Annotated in this window: 19 protein-coding genes; 9 read left to right on the top strand and 10 right to left on the bottom strand. The window is 71.2% G+C overall.

Annotated elements, in window-relative coordinates; all coding sequences use genetic code 11:
* The first annotated feature begins 155 nt into the window (after nt 1–155).
* Together erpA and O7634_RS01360 are read left to right on the top strand one after the other, a co-directional pair.
* Nucleotides 156–527 (top strand): iron-sulfur cluster insertion protein ErpA, encoded by a 372-nt coding sequence (gene erpA, locus O7634_RS01365; protein WP_278148354.1) that lies wholly within the window; start codon nt 156–158, stop codon nt 525–527.
* Nucleotides 528–708: 181 nt separating this feature from the next.
* On the top strand, nt 709–1,686 hold the full coding sequence (locus O7634_RS01360) for a carbohydrate kinase family protein (RefSeq protein WP_278148353.1): 978 nt from the start codon (nt 709–711) through the stop codon (nt 1,684–1,686).
* A 237-nt stretch (nt 1,687–1,923) separates the two neighbouring features.
* On the opposite strand, the gene O7634_RS01355 is transcribed toward O7634_RS01360, so the two are convergent.
* On the bottom strand, nt 1,924–2,157 hold the full coding sequence (locus O7634_RS01355; protein ID WP_278148352.1) for a sulfurtransferase TusA family protein: 234 nt from the start codon (nt 2,155–2,157) through the stop codon (nt 1,924–1,926).
* Nucleotides 2,154–3,305 carry an aminotransferase class V-fold PLP-dependent enzyme gene (locus O7634_RS01350; RefSeq protein WP_278148351.1) on the bottom strand — a complete coding sequence of 384 codons (1,152 nt, stop codon included), beginning with the start codon at nt 3,303–3,305 and terminating at the stop codon, nt 2,154–2,156. Before O7634_RS01350 ends, O7634_RS01355 begins: the two co-directional genes overlap by 4 nt.
* A 171-nt stretch (nt 3,306–3,476) precedes the next feature.
* Here O7634_RS01350 and coxB point away from each other — a divergent pair, with 171 nt between their 5' ends.
* Together coxB and O7634_RS01340 are read left to right on the top strand one after the other, a co-directional pair.
* Entirely contained in the window at nt 3,477–4,448 is a 972-nt protein-coding gene (gene coxB / locus O7634_RS01345; RefSeq protein WP_278148350.1) for a cytochrome c oxidase subunit II, read from the top strand.
* 9 nt (nt 4,449–4,457) lie between these two features.
* On the top strand, nt 4,458–4,883 hold the full coding sequence (locus O7634_RS01340) for a cytochrome c oxidase subunit 4 (protein WP_278148349.1): 426 nt from the start codon (nt 4,458–4,460) through the stop codon (nt 4,881–4,883).
* Nucleotides 4,884–5,031: 148 nt separating this feature from the next.
* Here O7634_RS01340 and O7634_RS01335 read toward each other — a convergent pair whose 3' ends face one another.
* The 4 genes from O7634_RS01335 to O7634_RS01320 all read right to left on the bottom strand — a co-directional run bounded on the left by O7634_RS01335 (nt 5,032) and on the right by O7634_RS01320 (nt 8,064).
* Nucleotides 5,032–5,235 carry a hypothetical protein gene (locus tag O7634_RS01335; RefSeq protein WP_278148348.1) on the bottom strand — a complete coding sequence of 68 codons (204 nt, stop codon included), beginning with the start codon at nt 5,233–5,235 and terminating at the stop codon, nt 5,032–5,034.
* Between the two features lie 271 nt (nt 5,236–5,506).
* Nucleotides 5,507–6,553 (bottom strand): anthranilate phosphoribosyltransferase, encoded by a 1,047-nt coding sequence (trpD, locus tag O7634_RS01330; protein ID WP_278148347.1) that lies wholly within the window; start codon nt 6,551–6,553, stop codon nt 5,507–5,509.
* A gap of 79 nt (nt 6,554–6,632) precedes the next feature.
* A complete protein-coding gene (locus O7634_RS01325) occupies nt 6,633–7,028 on the bottom strand; it encodes a hypothetical protein (protein ID WP_278148346.1) in 396 nt (131 codons plus the stop codon).
* Nucleotides 7,029–7,134: 106 nt separating this feature from the next.
* Nucleotides 7,135–8,064: a cytochrome c oxidase assembly protein gene (locus O7634_RS01320; RefSeq protein WP_278153829.1), complete on the bottom strand. Its 930-nt coding sequence runs from the start codon at nt 8,062–8,064 to the stop codon at nt 7,135–7,137.
* Nucleotides 8,065–8,163: 99 nt separating this feature from the next.
* On the opposite strand from O7634_RS01320, the gene O7634_RS01315 reads away from it, so the two are divergent.
* The 5 genes from O7634_RS01315 to O7634_RS01295 all read left to right on the top strand — a co-directional run bounded on the left by O7634_RS01315 (nt 8,164) and on the right by O7634_RS01295 (nt 13,342).
* Nucleotides 8,164–8,763: a heme-copper oxidase subunit III gene (locus O7634_RS01315; protein WP_278148345.1), complete on the top strand. Its 600-nt coding sequence runs from the start codon at nt 8,164–8,166 to the stop codon at nt 8,761–8,763.
* Nucleotides 8,764–8,833: 70 nt separating this feature from the next.
* Nucleotides 8,834–9,670, top strand: a complete 837-nt coding sequence (locus tag O7634_RS01310; RefSeq protein ID WP_091407516.1) for a cytochrome c — start codon at nt 8,834–8,836, stop codon at nt 9,668–9,670.
* A gap of 64 nt (nt 9,671–9,734) precedes the next feature.
* Nucleotides 9,735–10,829: a Rieske 2Fe-2S domain-containing protein gene (locus O7634_RS01305; protein WP_278148344.1), complete on the top strand. Its 1,095-nt coding sequence runs from the start codon at nt 9,735–9,737 to the stop codon at nt 10,827–10,829.
* Nucleotides 10,826–12,457 carry a ubiquinol-cytochrome c reductase cytochrome b subunit gene (locus O7634_RS01300; protein WP_278148343.1) on the top strand — a complete coding sequence of 544 codons (1,632 nt, stop codon included), beginning with the start codon at nt 10,826–10,828 and terminating at the stop codon, nt 12,455–12,457. The genes O7634_RS01305 and O7634_RS01300 overlap by 4 nt, the downstream gene beginning before the upstream one ends.
* Nucleotides 12,458–12,652: 195 nt before the next feature.
* Entirely contained in the window at nt 12,653–13,342 is a 690-nt protein-coding gene (locus O7634_RS01295) for a DUF4142 domain-containing protein (RefSeq protein ID WP_278148342.1), read from the top strand.
* 64 nt (nt 13,343–13,406) lie between these two features.
* Here the strand turns inward: O7634_RS01295 and O7634_RS01290 are convergent, their stop codons facing one another.
* From O7634_RS01290 to O7634_RS01275, 4 genes are all read right to left on the bottom strand, one after another.
* Nucleotides 13,407–13,694 (bottom strand): Lrp/AsnC ligand binding domain-containing protein, encoded by a 288-nt coding sequence (locus tag O7634_RS01290; RefSeq protein WP_278148341.1) that lies wholly within the window; start codon nt 13,692–13,694, stop codon nt 13,407–13,409.
* Nucleotides 13,695–13,773: 79 nt separating this feature from the next.
* The gene (locus O7634_RS01285; RefSeq protein ID WP_278148340.1) at nt 13,774–14,643 is read right to left on the bottom strand and encodes a sugar phosphate nucleotidyltransferase; all 870 of its coding nucleotides are present in this window, start codon (nt 14,641–14,643) and stop codon (nt 13,774–13,776) included.
* On the bottom strand, nt 14,640–15,182 hold the full coding sequence (locus O7634_RS01280; protein WP_278148339.1) for an NUDIX domain-containing protein: 543 nt from the start codon (nt 15,180–15,182) through the stop codon (nt 14,640–14,642). The genes O7634_RS01285 and O7634_RS01280 overlap by 4 nt, the downstream gene beginning before the upstream one ends.
* Nucleotides 15,183–15,234: 52 nt before the next feature.
* Complete coding sequence (locus tag O7634_RS01275) at nt 15,235–17,028, bottom strand: HD domain-containing protein (protein ID WP_278153828.1); 1,794 nt, start codon at nt 17,026–17,028, stop codon at nt 15,235–15,237.
* Between the last annotated feature and the right edge of the window lie 95 nt (nt 17,029–17,123).

The following is a 17,123-nucleotide window of genomic DNA, read 5'->3' as shown; positions in this document are numbered from 1 at the left end:
CCCGGGGCCGGGCCGACCTGCGGCGGCGGTCACGCCACGCGGGTGTGCCCGGCCGGGGCGGCGTACGATCGGTGCAGGACCACACCGGGAATGACTGGACGGCGCGCGGCGTTGGCCAGTGCGTCCGGACCCAAACCGCGCAGGGAGACTTCCACGTGACCACGCCAGCGCAGCAGACCGAGTCGACCGAGGCCAAGGCCCCTACTTCCGTCGTCCTCACCGACGTCGCGGCGCAGAAGGTCAAGGCCCTGATCGAGCAGGAGGGCCGCGACGACCTGCGGCTCCGCGTCGCCGTGCAGCCGGGCGGCTGCTCCGGCCTGCGGTACCAGCTCTTCTTCGACGAGCGTTCGCTCGACGGTGACGTCGTCACCGACTTCGACGGTGTCGGGGTCGTCGTCGACCGGATGAGCGCCCCCTACCTCGCCGGCGCGACGATCGACTTCGCCGACCGGATCGACGCCCAGGGCTTCACCATCGACAACCCCAACGCGGGCAACTCCTGCGCCTGCGGCGACTCGTTCAACTGAGTCGCACGGACACCGACGACAATGGGGCCGTCCTCCCCGACGGCCCCATTGTCGTACCTCTCGGGAAGCGCTCCCAGGCGCGGTCGTGGCAGGCCGGTTTCGGTTGTTCGACCGACGGGTGACCGTGGGGTTGCGGTGCCGGTAGGCTGACCGCGCCCCGCTCCCGACCCCGAGGGTTGACATGAAGATCGCCGTGACCGGCTCGATCGCCACCGATCACCTGATGAGCTTTCCCGGCCGCTTCGCCGACCAGCTCATCGCCGATCAGCTGCACAAGGTGTCCCTCTCCTTCCTGGTCGACGACCTCGTGCTCCGTCGCGGCGGCGTCGCGGCGAACATCGCCTTCGGCATGGGTCAGCTCGGGCTGCGCCCGGTGCTGCTCGGCGCGGTGGGGGCGGACTTCGCCGACTACCGCTCCTGGCTGGAGCGGCACGGCGTGGACTGCGACTCGGTGCACGTCAGCGAGGTGGCGCACACCGCCCGCTTCGTCTGCACCACCGACACCGACATGTGCCAGATCGCGTCGTTCTACGCCGGCGCGATGAGCGAGGCCCGCAACATCGAGCTGGCGCCGGTCGCCGCCCGCGTCGGTGGTCTGGACCTGGTGCTGGTCGGCGCCAACGACCCCGAGGCGATGCTGCGCCACTCGGCCGAGTGCCGCGACCGGGGGTACGCCTTCGCCGCCGACCCGTCGCAGCAGCTCGCCCGGATGGGCGGCGAGGACGTGGTGGCGCTGATCGAGGGCGCCGAGTACCTGATGACGAACGACTACGAGAAGTCGCTGCTGCAGAGCAAGGCGCAGCTGACCGACGACCAACTGCTGGACCTGGTCAAGGTGCGGGTCACCACGCTGGGCAAGCACGGTGTGGAGATCGTCGGGCGGGGCATCGACCCGATCCACGTGCCGATCGCGCGGGAGATCCGGGCTGTCGACCCGACCGGTGTCGGCGACGGCTTCCGGGCCGGGTTCTTCACCGCGCTCTCCTGGGGCGTCGACCTCGAACGGGCCGCCCAGGTCGGCTCCCTGCTGGCCACCCTGGTCCTGGAGACCGTCGGCACCCAGGAGTACGAGGTCCGCCCCGACCTGTTCGTCAAGCGCCTGGCCGAGTCCTACGGCGACGCCACAGCCGACGAGATCCGCCCCCACCTCCTCCCGTAACCCGCCCCACCCCCACCCCGCGCCCCCACCCCGCGCCCGCGCCCCCTGCCCGCGCCCCGCGCCCGCGCCCCCTGCCCGCGCGATCTTGCACTTTCTGTCGCCCTTATGCGGCTTGTGTGCGCTTTTGTCCACGCAGAAAGCGCAAGATCGACGAGGGCGGGGGGTGCGGGGGCGGGGCGGGGGCGGGGCGCGGGGGCGGGGCGGGGGCGGGGGCGCGGGGTGGGTGACGGGGCGGGGTTAGTGGGTGCGGCGGACGTCGTAGGCGGGGCCGTCGGGGCCGTTGAGCGAGCCGAGGAACTCCTGGCCCCGCATCCGGCACCAGGCGGGGATGTCCACCGCCGCCGCCGGGTCGTCGGCCAGCACCCGGACGACGGTGCCGACCGGCACCTCGGGCATCCGTCGGGCCGCCGCGATCACCGGCAGTGGGCAGCGTTGCCCCCGACAGTCGATCACCTCGTCCGGCATCGTCACAGCCCCACCACCCCGGCGTCGGCGCGCAGCCCGGCGACGATCCCGGGCAGCTCGTCCAGGAAGCGCTCGACGTCCGCCTCCGTCGTGTCCCGATGCAGGCTGACCCGCACGTTGCCGTGCGAGAGCACCCCCATCGCCTCCAGCACGTGCGACGGGCGCAGCGTCGACGAGGTGCAGGACGAGCCGGACGACACGGCGAAGCCCCGCCGGTCCAGCGCGTGCAGCAGCGTCTCGCCGTCGACGTACAGGCAGGAGAAGGTCACCAGGTGGGGCAGCCGGAGCACCGGGTCGCCCACCACCTCCACGTCCGGCACCTCCGCCGCCACCCGCGCCCGGATCCGGTCCACGAGCGCGGCCAGCCGGGTCGCCTCGGCCGCCGCGTCGGCCGCCGCCGCGCGCAGGCTCGCCGCCGCCGCCACCACCGCGGGCAGGTTGACCACCCCGGGGGTACGCCCGTTCTCCCGCTCGTCGGCCGGCCAGGGCGACTCCCAGCGGGTGCCCTTGCGGACCGCCAGCACCCCCACCCCGGGTGGCCCGCCCCACTTGTGGGCGCTGGCGCTGAGCACCGCCCAGCCCGACGGCACCGGAACCCGACCGACCGACTGGGCGGCGTCGACATACAGCGGCACTCCCGCGTCGGCGCACGCCGCGGCAGCCTCGGCGACCGGCTGCACGGTCCCCACCTCGTGACTGGCCGTGATCAGGGAGGCCAACGCCACTCCCGGCGCGCCAACGGCGCTCGACCACGCGCCCAGATCCAACCGGCCCGACCGGTCGACCGGCACGCCGACGGCCGTGCCACCCCCGGCGACGTGCCGCTCGGCGGCGTGCAACACGGCCGAGTGCTCGATCGCCGAGTGCACGAGCGTCGACCCGACCCGTTGCCGCCCCGCCAGCCCGCCGAGGACCGCGCCGTGCGCTGCCGTCGTACCACTGGGGGTGAAGGACACCTCGTCGGCGCGGACGCCGAGCGTCAGCGCGGTGGCCTCGCGGGCGGCGTCGAGCAGTTGCCGGGCGCGCCGGGCCTGGCTGTAGAGCTTGCCCGGATCGGCCCAGCCGTCCTCGAGCGCGGCCAGCAGCGCCTGCCGCGCGACCGGATGCATCGGCGCGGCGGTCGCCGCGTCCAGGTAGACCGGGGATGCGCTCACAGATCACTACGCTATCCCGGCGGTATGCCGATGATCCCCCCGATGGGGGGCGGACAGTGACCCCACCACGGCCGAGTCCGTCATGGTCGAGTAATCTGCGACCGTCGGTGACGCCTTTGCCGTCGGTGCTGAGGAAAGACGCACCGCGGCGCGCTAGGGAGGCAGGACCAGGTGGTCGCAAGGAGTTCGGAGGTACGGCCGTCGGCCGTACGGCACAGCGCTTCCCCGGGGGTTGGTGGACGCCGGGGGCGTGGTGCTGGTCGCTTGGCCGGGCTCGGTCTCGGTGGCGTGGCGCTGCTGGTCCTGCTCACGGGCTGTGACGTGGGTCAGACCTTTGACGGCTTCGGTTGGCCGCAGGGTGGCATCACGCCGGAGTCCAAGCGGATGTACGACCTGTGGATCGCCTCCTGCGTCGCCGCGCTCGCGGTCGGTGTGTTCGTGTGGGGCCTGATCTTCTGGTGTGTCGTGCGCTACCGCAAGCGTGGCAACACCCTGCCGGTGCAGACCCGCTACAACCTGCCGATGGAGTTCCTCTACACCATCGCGCCGATCTTGATCGTCTCCGTGCTCTTCTACTACACGGCGATCGTGCAGACCGACGTGGACAAGCTGTCGAAGAACCCGGACGTCACTGTCGAGGTCGTCGCCTTCAAGTGGAACTGGCAGTTCAACTACCGCGACGGTCAGGGCCCGGACGCCCGCACCACCGCCTCGACGCTGGGCACCAGTGAGGTCATCCCGGTGCTGGTGCTGCCGACCAACCGGTCCATCCGGTTCGAGGAGACCAGCCGCGACGTCATCCACTCGTTCTGGGTGCCGGAGCTGCTGTTCAAGCGGGACGTCATGCCGGGCAACATCCGCAACGTGTTCGAGGTCTCCAGCCTGGACGCCGAGGGCGCCTACGTCGGCCGCTGCGCCGAGCTGTGCGGCAGCTACCACGCGTTCATGAACTTCGAGCTGCGGGTGGTCTCGCCGGAGAAGTACGACCAGTTCCTGGCGGCCAAGCAGAGCGGCAAGTCGACCCAGGACGCGCTGTCCGAGATCGGCGAGCAGCCGTACGCGGAGACCACGCAGCCGTTCGAGACCCGGCGGACGCAGGACAACTTCAACCCGGACGACGTTCCGGCCCGCACGGGAAGCTGAGGCAGCGGCATGAAGACCGAGTGGCGTATCTTCCTGATCATCGCCGTTTTCCTCTTCGGCGCCACCATCCTCTACGGTGCCTGGACGAACGGTGAGACGGGCCGCGTGGAGTGGGTCGGCACCGTCGCCCTGCTGCTGTCGTTCCTGCTCTGCTCGATGTGCGGTGGCTTCTTCTGGTTCGTCTCCCGCCGGATCGACCTGCGCCCGGAGGACCGCGCGGACGCCGAGATCGCCGACGGCGCCGGCGAGGTCGGCTTCTTCAGCCCGGGCAGCTACTGGCCGTTCGGCCTGGCCCTGGCCGCCGCGATCGCCGCGCTCGGCATGGTGTTCTGGCAGTACTGGCTGATCGGCGCCGGCCTGCTCGCCGTCGTCTTCGCGGCCTGCGGGCTCCTGTTCGAGTACTACAGCGGCACCCGGCGCACCGCCGAGCACTGATCGACAGGTCGCCGTCGCCCCACCGACGCCACGAAGGCCCGCCCCCCGTCGAGGGAGCGGGCCTTCGTCGTGCCGGGCGCTGCCGTGCCGTCCCGCTGGATGATCGACGCCGGATCGGCGAGGTGCGGCCGACGGACCGGTGAACGGGTCAGGCGGCGCGGTGCGCGGGCCGGTGGCGTCGGCCCTCGGCCGACCAGGGGACCGGAATCGGGAAGGTGGCGATCACCACGGCGGCGCCGCAGCCGGTGCAGATCAGCTCGGGACAGTCGATGCCGTGACCGTCGACGCAGGGCGGCACCTCGAACAGTGCCACGCCCTCGCAGACGTCGCAGTAGAGCTCGCGGTGCGACACCGTCGTCCCCTCTCACCTCAGGCGAACCGCCCCCGGACGCGACAACACCGCACGGACGGGAGCGGAGAACTACTCGCCTGTAGTTTTCCACGCGGGTCCGACAAATCTCCGCCCGGAGGTCCCGCGTCGGTTGCCGAGCGGGCCACACCGCAGCTCAGGACGGATGATCCACCCGGCCTTCCTGATGACGCGGTGTCCCAGCCTGCCGACACCGCGGCTTCACGGAACCCGCGTCGATCAATCGCCGTGACGCCGGGGGAGGTGTGGCTGGTCAGACGGAGGTGGCGGTCTCGATCCAGCGGTCGAGGGTCGCGGCGGCCGCGCCGGAGTCGATCGACTCGGCGGCCCGGGTCAGCCCCGCCCGCAGCGCCTCGGTCAGGTCACCGTCGAGCGGGCCCTGGGTGGCCAGCGCCGCCGCCGCGTTCACCAGCACCGCGTCCCGGACCGGTCCCTTCTCGCCGGCCAGCAGGCGACGGGCCACAGCGGCGTTGTACGCGGCGTCACCGCCGCGCAGGTCCGCGAGGGTGGACCGGGGTACCCCCAGGTCCGTCGCGTCCAGCACGGCCTCCCGTACGGTGCCGGACTGCGCCACCCAGACCCGGGTCGGCGCGGCCGTGGTGAACTCGTCCAGCCCGTCCTCGCCGCGCATCACGATCACCGAGTCGCCCCGGGCCGCGAACACGCTCGCCATCACCGGCGCCATCCGGGCGTCGAAGCAGCCGACCGCTCCGGCCCGGGGGCGGGCGGGGTTGGTCAGCGGGCCGAGGAAGTTGAAGAAGGTGGGCACCCCCACCTCCCGCCGGACCGGGCCGGCGTGCCGCATGCCCGGGTGGAACCGGGCCGCGAAGCAGAACCCGATGCCCGCCTTCTCGACACAGCGGGCCACCTGCTCCGGGCCGAGGTCCAGCGGGATGCCGAGGAACTCCAGCAGGTCGGCGGTGCCGCACAGCGAGGAGGCAGCCCGGTTGCCGTGCTTGACGACGCGGACGCCGGCGCCGGCCACCACGAGCGCCGCCATGGTGGAGATGTTGACGGTGTGGGCGAGGTCACCGCCCGTGCCGACCACGTCCAGCGCGGTGTTCCGCAGCTCCTCGGAGAGCACCACCGGGACCGACCGGCCCAGCATCGCCTGCACCAGCCCGGCCACCTCGGACGGGGTCTCGCCCTTGGCCCGCAGCGCCACGGCGAAGGCCGCGATCTGTGCCGCGCTCGCCGAGCCGGCCATGATCTCGTCCATCGCCCAGGCGGTGTCGGCGGTGGTCAGCTCCTCGCCGCGCAGCAGCGCGGTGAGCAGGTGCGGCCAGGTCCGATCGCCCATGGCGGGCCTCCCGAGCGTGCGAGGTGGGGTGGACTGGAGCCGACCCGTCCGGCGCGTCGATGAGCCGGAGACGGGGACGTCAGGCGGGCGCGTGCGCCCGCAGCAGCTCGGCCACCGTGCTGCCGGTGGTCACCGGGTCGAGCGGGTGCACCAACGTCGCGTCGACCTCGGCGTACGCGGCGAGCCACCGGTCGGCGGCGCGGGCGATCACCACGCAGGTCGGGGGAGCGTCGTCGCGGTCGTCCTTGATCTGCCGGGCGATGCCGATGCCGCCGCCCGGGCTCGCCTCGCCGTCGAGCAGCAGCAGGTCGATCTCGTAGTCGTCGACCAGCCGGATCGTCTCCGCGTAGGTCGACGCGTCGACGAACTCGATCCGCAGGCCGGGCGCGGGACGGGTGCCGATGGCCAGCCGCATCCGGTCACGGACCTGCGGGTCGTCGCTGTAGAGCAGGACGGTGCAAAGACGCTCACTCATGCGGCACTCCGCTTCCACCTCGTAGCTGCCCGCAGATCGTACCGGTCGGCGTGACGTAGCCGACATCCCGCCCGTCGGCGGTCGTCGTGGCGTACGTCCGCGCAGCTCACGCGGGCGCGGCGTCGGCGGCGCGCTGGCGGGCCTCCTGGCGGTCCAGCTCGCGGTCCACCCGGCGGGCCTCCCGCTCGGACTGCCGGACCCACTGCACCACCAGCACCGCGAGCATCGTCACACTGACGAACTCGCCGCCGGCCCAGAGGATGCCGCCGGCGACCACCTGGTCCTCCCACGGGTCGACCCAGCCGAGGTTGAGCGACGGGTACCAGTCGCCGCCGAAGAGCGTGCTGCTCTGCATGATGGTGAGACCGAGCACGGTGTGGAACGGCACGGAGAGCAGCATCAGCAGCGCCCGCGCCGGGTACGGCCAGCGTCCGGGCAGCGGGTCGAGGCCGAGCAGCGGCCAGAAGAACACGCAGCCGGTCATGATGAAGTGCGCGTGCACCAACTCGTGTGCCCAGGCGTGCTCCAGGGTGAAGCGGTACAGGTCACTGAAATAGAGCACGAACGGGTTGACCACGAAGATGGCGAACGCCACCAGCGGGAAGGTGTAGATCCGGGCGAGGCGGCTGTGCACGATCGCCAGCAGGCGCTTGCGCGGCCAGACCGGCAGCGCCCGCAGCGCCAGCGTCATCGGCGCGCCCAGCGCCAGGAAGATCGGCGAGACCATGGAGAGCACCATGTGCTGGATCATGTGCACGGACAGCAGAGCGGTGTCGTACGCGTGCAGTCCGCTCACCGTGACCAGCGCGATGCCGCCCAACCCGGGGCCGAGGAAGAACACCGTACGCAGGACCGGCCAGCGGTCGCCGCGCAACCGCAGCCGGTGCACCCCGTAGAGGTAGACACCGGCGGCGAGCACCAGGCCGAGGGCCAGCCAGCTGTCCAGCCGGGTCTCGGTGAGCACCGCGCCGACGGTGAACGGTGGCGGCGCCGAGGTGGCGGCGAGGATCGGATCGACGTGCAGCACGCTTTTCAGGCTAGGCCAGGCGAAGCGGACCCTGACGCTCGGGCCACGGAAGGCGCAGGTTTGCCACCCCGCTGATCGCCGGCCCCGGTCAGGGGCAATAATGACGGCGTGACTGCGGCCCCAGCCATTGACAAGAGCCGGATCCACTCCCTGACCCGACCCAACATGGTCAGCGTCGGGACGATCGTGTGGCTCTCCAGCGAACTCATGTTCTTCGCGGCGCTGTTCGCGATGTACTTCTCGATCCGCGCGGCAGCGCCGGAGCAGTGGGAGAAGCACACCGAGGCGCTGAACATCCCGTACGCGACCACCTTCACGGTGATCCTGGTGCTGTCCTCGGTCACGTGCCAGTACGGCGTCTTCGCGGCGGAGCGGGGTGACGTGCACGCGCTGCGGCGCTGGTTCACCGTCACCTTCGTGATGGGCCTGATCTTCGTCCTCGGCCAGCTGAACGAGTACCGGCACCTGGTCGAGGACGGCATCAAGATCAACGAAGACGGTTACGGGTCGGTGTTCTACCTGACCACCGGCTTCCACGGTCTGCACGTGACCGGCGGTCTGATCGCCTTCATCATCTTCATGGTCCGCACGACCATGGGCCGGTTCACCCCGGCGCAGGCGACGTCGGCGATCGTCGTGTCGTACTACTGGCACTTCGTCGACGTCGTGTGGATCGGGCTGTACGCCATGATCTACTGGCTTCAGTGATCTTGCGCGTCACACCCCGCGCTGCTGCTCCGTCCCCTGAGACAGGTCCAACCGGTTAAGGACACCGCTCATGACTTCTGACAACGACCGCCGACGCGGTCTGCTCGCGCGGTTGCGTGAGCGGCCCGCCGCGCGCAGCAGGGGCCGCCGCCGGCTGGGCGCCGCGGTCCGGCTGATCGCCGCGCTGATGCTCGCCGGCGGTGCTTACACCGTCTTCGCCCCCGGTGCCCAGGCGCAGGACAATCCGCAGCTGACCGGTGCCGCCGCCGAGGGCAAGGCGCTGTTCGACGTGAGCTGTGTGACCTGTCACGGCCGCAACGCCCAGGGCGTCGAGGGTCGCGGGCCGAGCCTGATCGGCGTCGGCGCGGCCTCTGTCGAGTTCCAGGTCAGCTCCGGGCGGATGCCGCTGGCCCGCCAGGAGGCCCAGGCCCACCGCAAGCCGCCGGTCTTCACCGACGAGCAGACCCGTCAGCTGGCCCAGTACATCCAGGAGCTTGGCGGCGGTCCGGTCGTGCCCGAGGGCGACGACCTCCGTGAGGATGGCAACATCGCCGCCGGCGGCGAGCTGTTCCGGATCAACTGCTCGCAGTGCCACGCGTTCGGCGGTGGCGGCGGCGCGCTCTCCTCGGGCAAGTTCGCCCCGAGCCTGCACCCCGCGACCGACCGTCAGATCTACGCGGCGATGCTGAGCGGCCCGCAGAACATGCCGGTGTTCGGCGACAACCAGCTCCGGCCGGAGCAGAAGGCCGACATCATCGCCTACATCCAGGAGACGCTGAAGCACGACCAGGACCCGGGCGGCTTCAACCTGGGTCGGTACGGCCCCTCCACCGAGGGCCTGGCGATCTTCCTGGTTGGCATTGTGGCGCTCGTCTTCGCTAGCCTGTGGATTGCGGGTAAGTCGTGACCGAGCGGAGCATCCGAATCAGTGCCGTGGTGCCGCTCGGCGCCACCCGTAGCGAGGTGACGGCATGAGCACCCACACCGAGCACCAGGCCCCGCAGGGCCAGGAGCCGCTCGACGTGAACGACCCCAGGCTGACCCGGTTCGACATCGTTCGGGAAGGCGCGCGTCGGGACGACATCGAGATCGTCCACTACGAGCCGCAGGTGCTGCCGGGCACCAAGGCGGAGCGTCGGCTGACCCGGGTGGTCGCCGGCTTCTTCCTGATCACCGGCCTGGCCGCGACCGCCTTCCTGGCCATCTACATCTGGTGGCCGTGGAAGTACGAGGCGGGTCGCGGCGGCGACAAGTTCTACACCCCGCTGCTCGGCCTCACCCTCGGCGTGGCGCTGCTCGCCGTCGGCTTCGGCATCCTGACCTGGGGCAAGAAGTTGCTGCCCAAGGAGGTCTCGATCCAGGACCGGCACGAGGGCGCGGTGGATGCCGACGGCCGCACCATCACCGGCCAGACCATGCTCTACATGGCGGACGAGCTGGGCGTGAAGCGTCGCCCGCTGCTCGGCATCTCGCTGCTGGCCGGTCTCGCGCCGGTCGCCGCCGTCGCCGCGGCCCCGCTGGTCGGTGGGCTGATCTCGCAGCCGCACAAGAACAACCAGATGTTCACCACCGGGTTCGCCCCGGCCGAGGGTGGGCAGAAGATCCGCCTGGTCCGCGAGGACGGCCGTCCGGTTCGCCCGGCGGACATCAGTGCCGGTGGCCAGCTCACTGTCTTCCCGGGCATCGACCACGGCGTGAGCAACCTGCACGCCGACTCGCCGACGCTGCTGATCCACCTGCGCGACTCGGACGCCCAGAAGTCCCGCGAGGCCAACTCGCGCCCCGACGTCGGCCACGGCGACTACATGTGGGGCAACTACGCGGCGTTCTCCAAGATCTGCACGCACGCCGGTTGCCCGGCGAGCCTGTACGAGCAGCAGACCAACCGGCTGCTCTGCCCGTGCCACCAGTCCCAGTTCCTGATCACCGACAACGCCCGGCCTGTCTTCGGCCCCGCCAGCCGGCGGCTGCCGCAGCTGCCGATCGAGGTGGACTCCGAGGGCTTCTTCGTGGCGAAGTCCGACTACACCGAGACCGTCGGGCCTGACTTCTGGGAGCGGCCATGAAGCGTCGAAAGCTTGACCTTGCGGCGATGCCGGGCAAGGCCGCGGAGGAAGTGGACGACCGCTTCCAAGTGGCCACCCCGCTGCGCAAGCTGCTGAACAAGGTCTTCCCGGACCACTGGTCCTTCCTGCTCGGCGAGATCGCGCTGTTCTCGTTCGTCGTGCTGCTGCTGACCGGTGTGTTCCTCACCTTCTTCTTCGAGCCGGCGATGACCGAGGTGGTCTACGACGGCAGCTACGCGCCGTTGCAGGGCACGCCGATGTCCGCCGCGTACGCCTCCAGCCTGGACATCTCGTTCGACGTCCGGGGCGGTCTGGTGATGCGGCAGATGCACCACTGGGCGGCGCTGCTGTTCATGGCCGCGATCGTCGTGCACATGCTGCGGGTCTTCTTCACCGGCGCGTTCCGCAAGCCGCGTGAGGCCAACTGGATCATCGGTTCGCTGCTGTTCTGGGTTGGCTTCCTGGCCGGCTTCACCGGTTACTCGCTGCCGGACGACGGCCTGTCCGGCACCGGCCTGCGGATCGCCTCGGCGATCATGCTGTCCATCCCGGTGATCGGCTCCTGGGTCACCTCGTCGATCTTCGGTGGCGAGTTCCCCGGCACGATCATCATCAGCCGGTTCTTCATCGCCCACGTGCTGCTCATCCCGGGTCTGCTGGTCGCCCTGATCAGCGTCCACCTGGGCCTGGTCTTCAAGCAGAAGCACACCCAGTGGCCCGGCCCCGGCCGGACCAACGGCAACGTGGTCGGCGAGCGGATGTTCCCGCGCTACGCGCTGAAGCAGGGCGGCTTCTTCATGGTCGTCTTCGGCGTCATCGCGCTGATGGGCGGTCTGTTCCAGATCAACCCGATCTGGCTGTTCGGCCCGTACGAGGCGTGGGTGGTCTCGGCCGCCAGCCAGCCCGACTGGTATGTCATGTTCCTCGACGGCTCGACCCGACTCATGCCGGCCTGGGAGATCAACATCCCGATCGGCGACGGGTACGTGATTCCGCCGCTGTTCTGGCCGACCGTCGTGCTGCCCGGCATCCTGGTGGGTCTCTCGACGATGTATCCGTTCCTGGAGGCCCGGCAGCTCAAGGACCGCAAGAGCCACAACCTGCTCCAGCGTCCCCGGGACGCGCCGGCCCGTACCGCCGTCGGCGCCATGGCCGTCGCGTTCTACGTCGTGCTGACGCTCTCCGGGGCCAACGACGTGATCGCCGACAAGTTCCAGATCAGCCTGAACGCGATGACCTGGGCGGGTCGGGTCGGCCTGCTGGTGCTCCCGCCGCTGGCGTACTACGTCACGTACCGGCTCTGCCTCGGTCTGCAGCAACACGACCGGGAGGTGCTCGCGCACGGCGTGGAGACCGGCATCATCCGACGCCTGCCGGACGGTCGGTTCGTCGAGGTGCACCAGCCGCTCAGCGCGTCCAACGGGCACGCGGACGGTCACGGTGAGCTGGAGTACGTCGGCTGGGTCGTGCCGAAGAAGATGAACCGCCTGGGGGCCCTCGGTCCGGCCATCCGGGGCTTCTTCTACCCGATCGAGCGTCCGGTCGAGGCGCCGGTCTCGCCGGGCCACCCGCCGGTCGAGCCCCGACCGGAGCGCGAGGAGGTCACCAGCGGCGAGAGCCGCCGCTGACCGCCTGATCGCACCGTCACGTGGCGCCCGCCGGTTTTCCGGCGGGCGCCACGTCGTATCCGCACCCGCCGCCCATCCGACCATGAGGTGGACGGCCACTGCGGGACCGGTCGACCCCCCGCACGGCGGGTGATCGCAGGAATAACCCCGGTGAGCCGGGTATCCGTGCGGTCCAACGTCTCAAGGGGGGGAAGCATGTTGGGTATCAAACGCCTCGGCCTGTTGGCCGCGCTGGTGCTGGTGGGTGTCGCGCCGGCCGCGGCCGCGCAGGCCGCGGCACAGCCGTCGACCCAGGACACCCAGTACCTGCAGGCGGTTCACCAGGTCAACCTGTTCGAGATCACCGCCGGCGACCTGGCCCAGCAGAAGGGCCAGAACCAGGGGGTGAAGGACCTGGGCGCGATGTTCAAGGCCGATCACACCCAGCTGGACCAGACGGTGCAGCAGACCGCGTCCCAGCTCGGTGTGGAACTGCCGAACGAGCCCAGCGCCGACCAGCAGGCGGTCATCGACCAGCTGAACAACGCCAGCGGTGCGGAGTTCGACAGGCTCTGGGTGACGAGTGAGCTGGCCGGTCACGTCCAGGCCATCCAGGCCACCCAGACGGAGATCTCGCAGGGCTCCGAGCCGTCGGTGGTCCAGTTGGCGCAGACCGCCCTGCCGACGCTGCAGGCGCACTACGACGAGCTGGTGCAGCTCGCCAACGAGCTGGGCATCCCGGTCCCGCAGACCAGCGCCAGCGGCACGCCCAGCCCGGGCGGCACCGGCACCGAGTCGCCGGCTCCCGGCGGCACCGGCACCGAGTCGCCGGCTCCGGGCACCGGCACCGAGTCGCCGGCTCCGGGCGGCGGCACCACCGAGACGCCGGCTCCCGGCGTGAGCTGACGTAGCGACAGCAGACGGCCGGTCCACCCGGGTGGTGGGCCGGCCGCCCTGCGCCCGGCGCCGGTCAGTCGGCGCCGGCGAGGCCGATCGCGAACGCCTCCTCCAGGTCGTGCTGGGAGTACGCGCGGAACGCGATGTGCGACTCGGTGTTGAGCACCCCCGGCGTCTTGGAGATGCTGCCCGCGATCACCTGGGCGATCTGGTCGAACTCGCGGACCCGGACGACGGCAATGAGGTCGACGTGCCCGGCCACCGAGTAGACCTCGCTGACACCGGGAAGGTTGGCCAGGGTCTCCGCCACCTCGGGAATCGCGTCGGTGGCGCAGTCGATCAGCACGATCGCGGTGATCACGGGGCATTTCTCCGTTCGTCGGCGTCGTCGCTCATGCTAGAGGTTTCTCCGCGGGGCCGGAGGTGGGAGTCGCCCGCGCTCAGCCGCGCGCGGCGGCCGGGACGGTGTGGCCGTCGCCGGCGCGGACAGCCTCGCGCAGCCGCTCGTCGGGACCCACGACCGCGCCCGGCCACACCACGCAGCGGCACACGTCGCCGTCCACCCGCGCCCCCGCGCCGACCACCGACTCCACACACCGGCCGGTCACCGTCGCGGACCCGTCCACGAGACTGCCGCCGCCGGCCGCGTGCAGGTTGGCCGCCAGGTAGTCGGCCGGGGTGCCGGTGTCGATGAAGGTGCCCGGGTAGGTGACCACCTCCAGCGCGCCCGCCGCCTCGGCCGGGCGCCACACGGCCCGGACCAGGTCGGAGAAGACGACCGGCAGGTCACGGACCAGCCGCCAGGGCAGCAGCGAGAAGCCGGTGAAGCAGTGCCCGGAGAAGGTGCCGGCAGCCGCCGGGTCCGCGGCCGGCTGACCGAGCAGGCGTACGGAGTGCCCGTCCCAGCCGTCGAGCAGGGCGGCCACGTCCGGGCCCGGGGGAGTCGCCGGGTCGGCGAGGTACGCGTCGGCGTTGCCGACCAGCACCGGTCGGCCGTCGATCCAGTCCCGCAGGTTGGCCACCCCGCCCGCGGTGCCCAGCGGGTCGCCCGGCTCGACCGACAGGTGCGCGCGGTCACCGACGTGCGCGACCACCTGGTCGCCGAGGTAGCAGGCGTTCACCGCGACCCGGTCGGGGCCGGTCAGGCCGAGCCCGGCCAGCCGGGCCAACGCCCTGTCCAGCAGGGGCACGTTGCCCACCGGGCAGAGCGCCTTGGGCACCCGTTCGGTGAGGGGACGGAGCCGCGTGCCCTCGCCGGCCGCCAGCACCACGGCGCACAGCCCCGCCACCGCGCCGGCCGCGTCGCTCACGGGGCCTCGTCGGGCACCGGTGGCGGGAACTGCCCGGCCAGCGGCCCGATGTCGTAGTAGGCGAGCAGGCGGGCGGTCGGCCAGGTCAGCCTGGGCAGGTCGTCGAGGGGGTGCCAGGCGGCCTCGAAGACCTCGCCGCCGTCCACGGTCAACGTGGTGGTGGAGGCCGGCACCTCCGTCTCGAACACCATGTCCACCCAACCCTTGGCGTGCACTATCGCGTTCGGCACCGCCGGGCGCAGCCGCGACGGGCGGAGCCGGATGCCGGACTCCTCGAACAGCTCCCGCGCCGCGCCCACCACCGGGGCCTCGCCCCGGTTGAGCAGGCCGGCGGGGAGGGACCAGCCCTTTCCCGGCGGCTGACGCAGCATCAGCAGCCGCCCCGCGCCGGTCGCCTCCGCGTCGCGGACCAGGGTGACCGCGCCGACGATGTACTTGGGCACGGCCAGTCGGACCAGACGCCGGCGCACCGGTAGCGGCAGTCGGTAGAAGGTCTGGTAGAAAACGGCCCGACCGGTGACGCGGGAACGGGGGATCATGACTCCAGGCTAGTGGTCGCGAAAGTCGTTCGGACGCGCTGGTGCCGACCGCTCACTGTCGATGGTCGACCAGGTCGATGAGCTGGCGGACGACGGTGTCCGGCTCGATGACCCGGTCGAAGACCGCCACCAACAGTGTCTCCAGGTCCGGGTAACCCAGCTCCTCGGAGAGCCGCAGCAGCGGCAGGTCGCTGGCGAGCCCTCGATTGTGCTGGCGCAGGGCGAGCCCGATGGTGGCCCGACCGAGGCGGACCTTGTCGCTGATCGTGATGCCCGGCTCGGTGTGCTCGGCGAACCACTTGTTGATCTGCATCTGCGCGTGCGGTGACTTGACGAAGCTCAGCCACTCCCGGCGCGGGCCGCGCGGCGCCTCGCTGGCCGTGAAGCCGTTGTCGCCGTCGCTCTCGGTGAAGATCTCCACCACGTCGCCCTCGTCCAGCTCGGAGCTGAGCGGGGCCAGGCGGCCGTTGATCCGCGCGGCGAGGCAGTGGTCACCCCGCTCGCTGCCCAGCTCGTACGCCAGGTCGACAGGCGTGGCCCCGGCCGGCAGCACGACCTGTCGCCCGTCGGCGAAGACCTGGATCTGACTCTCGGCGAGGTCGCACCGCAACGACTCGAGGAACTGCGCCGGGTCGGCGGCGGCCGGCTCCCAGTCGAGCACCCGACGCAGCCAGTCCAACTGCTCGGCGCGGACCGCCGCGCTGTTGCCACCCGAGCGGGGGAAGCGGAAGCCGGCGGCGATGCCGTACTCGGCCGAGCGGTGCATCTCCTCGGTGCGGATCAGCACCTCGACGGTCCGGTTCAACGGGCCGCAGACGCTGGTGTGCAGCGAGCGGTAGAGGTTGTTCTTCGGTGAGGCGATGAAGTCCTTGAAACGGCCCGGCACCGGTCGCCAGGTGCCGTGGATCGCGCCCAACGCGGCGTAACAGTCGGTCGCCGGACCGTCGACCACCACCACGATGCGGGGCAAGTCGTATGGAGCGGTGTGGCCGCCGGCGACGGTGTCCTTCCAGATCGAGTAGAGGTGCCGGGGACGAGGGCTCACCTCGGCGTCGACCCGGCCGCGCCGCAGGGCCACCCGGGCCTTGTTGACCACCGAGTTGAGGTAGTTGTCCCAACCCGGGCGGTCGTGCACGTGCCGGGCCAGCCGGGCGTGCTCGTCGGGTTCGAGGTGCAGCAGCACCACGTCGTCCAACTCGCGCTTGAGGGTCTGGATGCCCAGCCGGTCGCAGAGCGGAACCAGCACCTCCTGGGTCTTGCGGGCGATCCGTTCCCGCGACGCCGCGGAGCGCACCCCGAGGGTGCGCATGTTGTGCAGCCGGTCGGCCAGCTTGATGATGAGCACCCGGACGTCCTTGGCGGCCGCGACGATCATCTTGCGGATGGTCTCCGCCTCGGCGGCCTTGCCGTAGAACGCCTTGTCGAACTTGGTCACACCGTCGACCAGGTGGGCCACCTCGCCGCCGAAGTCCTCGGCGAGCGCCTGCAGGGTGTAGTGGGTGTCCTCCACCGTGTCGTGCAGCAGCGCCGCGACCAGCGTGGTGGTGTCCATGCCCAGCTCGGCGCAGATCTGCGCCACCGCCAGGGGATGGGTGATGTACGGCTCCCCGCTCTTGCGGAACTGCCCGCGGTGCATGTTCTCCGCGATCGTGTAGGCACGACGCAGCACCGCGGGGTCGGTGCCGGCGTGGATGCCGCGATGGGTGCGCACCAGGTGGGTGACCGGGTCGGAGTCGGTGGTCGGCCAGCTGAGCAGTGACCGTAACCGGCGGGCGAGCGGCAGCTCACCTGGCTGTGTCGGCAGGGCGCCCCCCAGGGCGGCGCCGTGTCCGGCGTCGACGTCCACGAGGGACACCTCCTCACCCCGGCCCCGCACCACCGGAAGCCGGCGGCGGGAGCAGGCCCACGAAACGGGCAGGACTGCACTTCTCTAACAGCCTA

Source organism: Micromonospora sp. WMMD1120, assembly GCF_029626235.1.
Taxonomy (GTDB): Bacteria; Actinomycetota; Actinomycetes; order Mycobacteriales; family Micromonosporaceae; genus Micromonospora.
The sequence above is the reverse complement of the archived record's forward strand: the minus strand, read 5'-3'. Positions and strand labels throughout refer to the sequence as shown.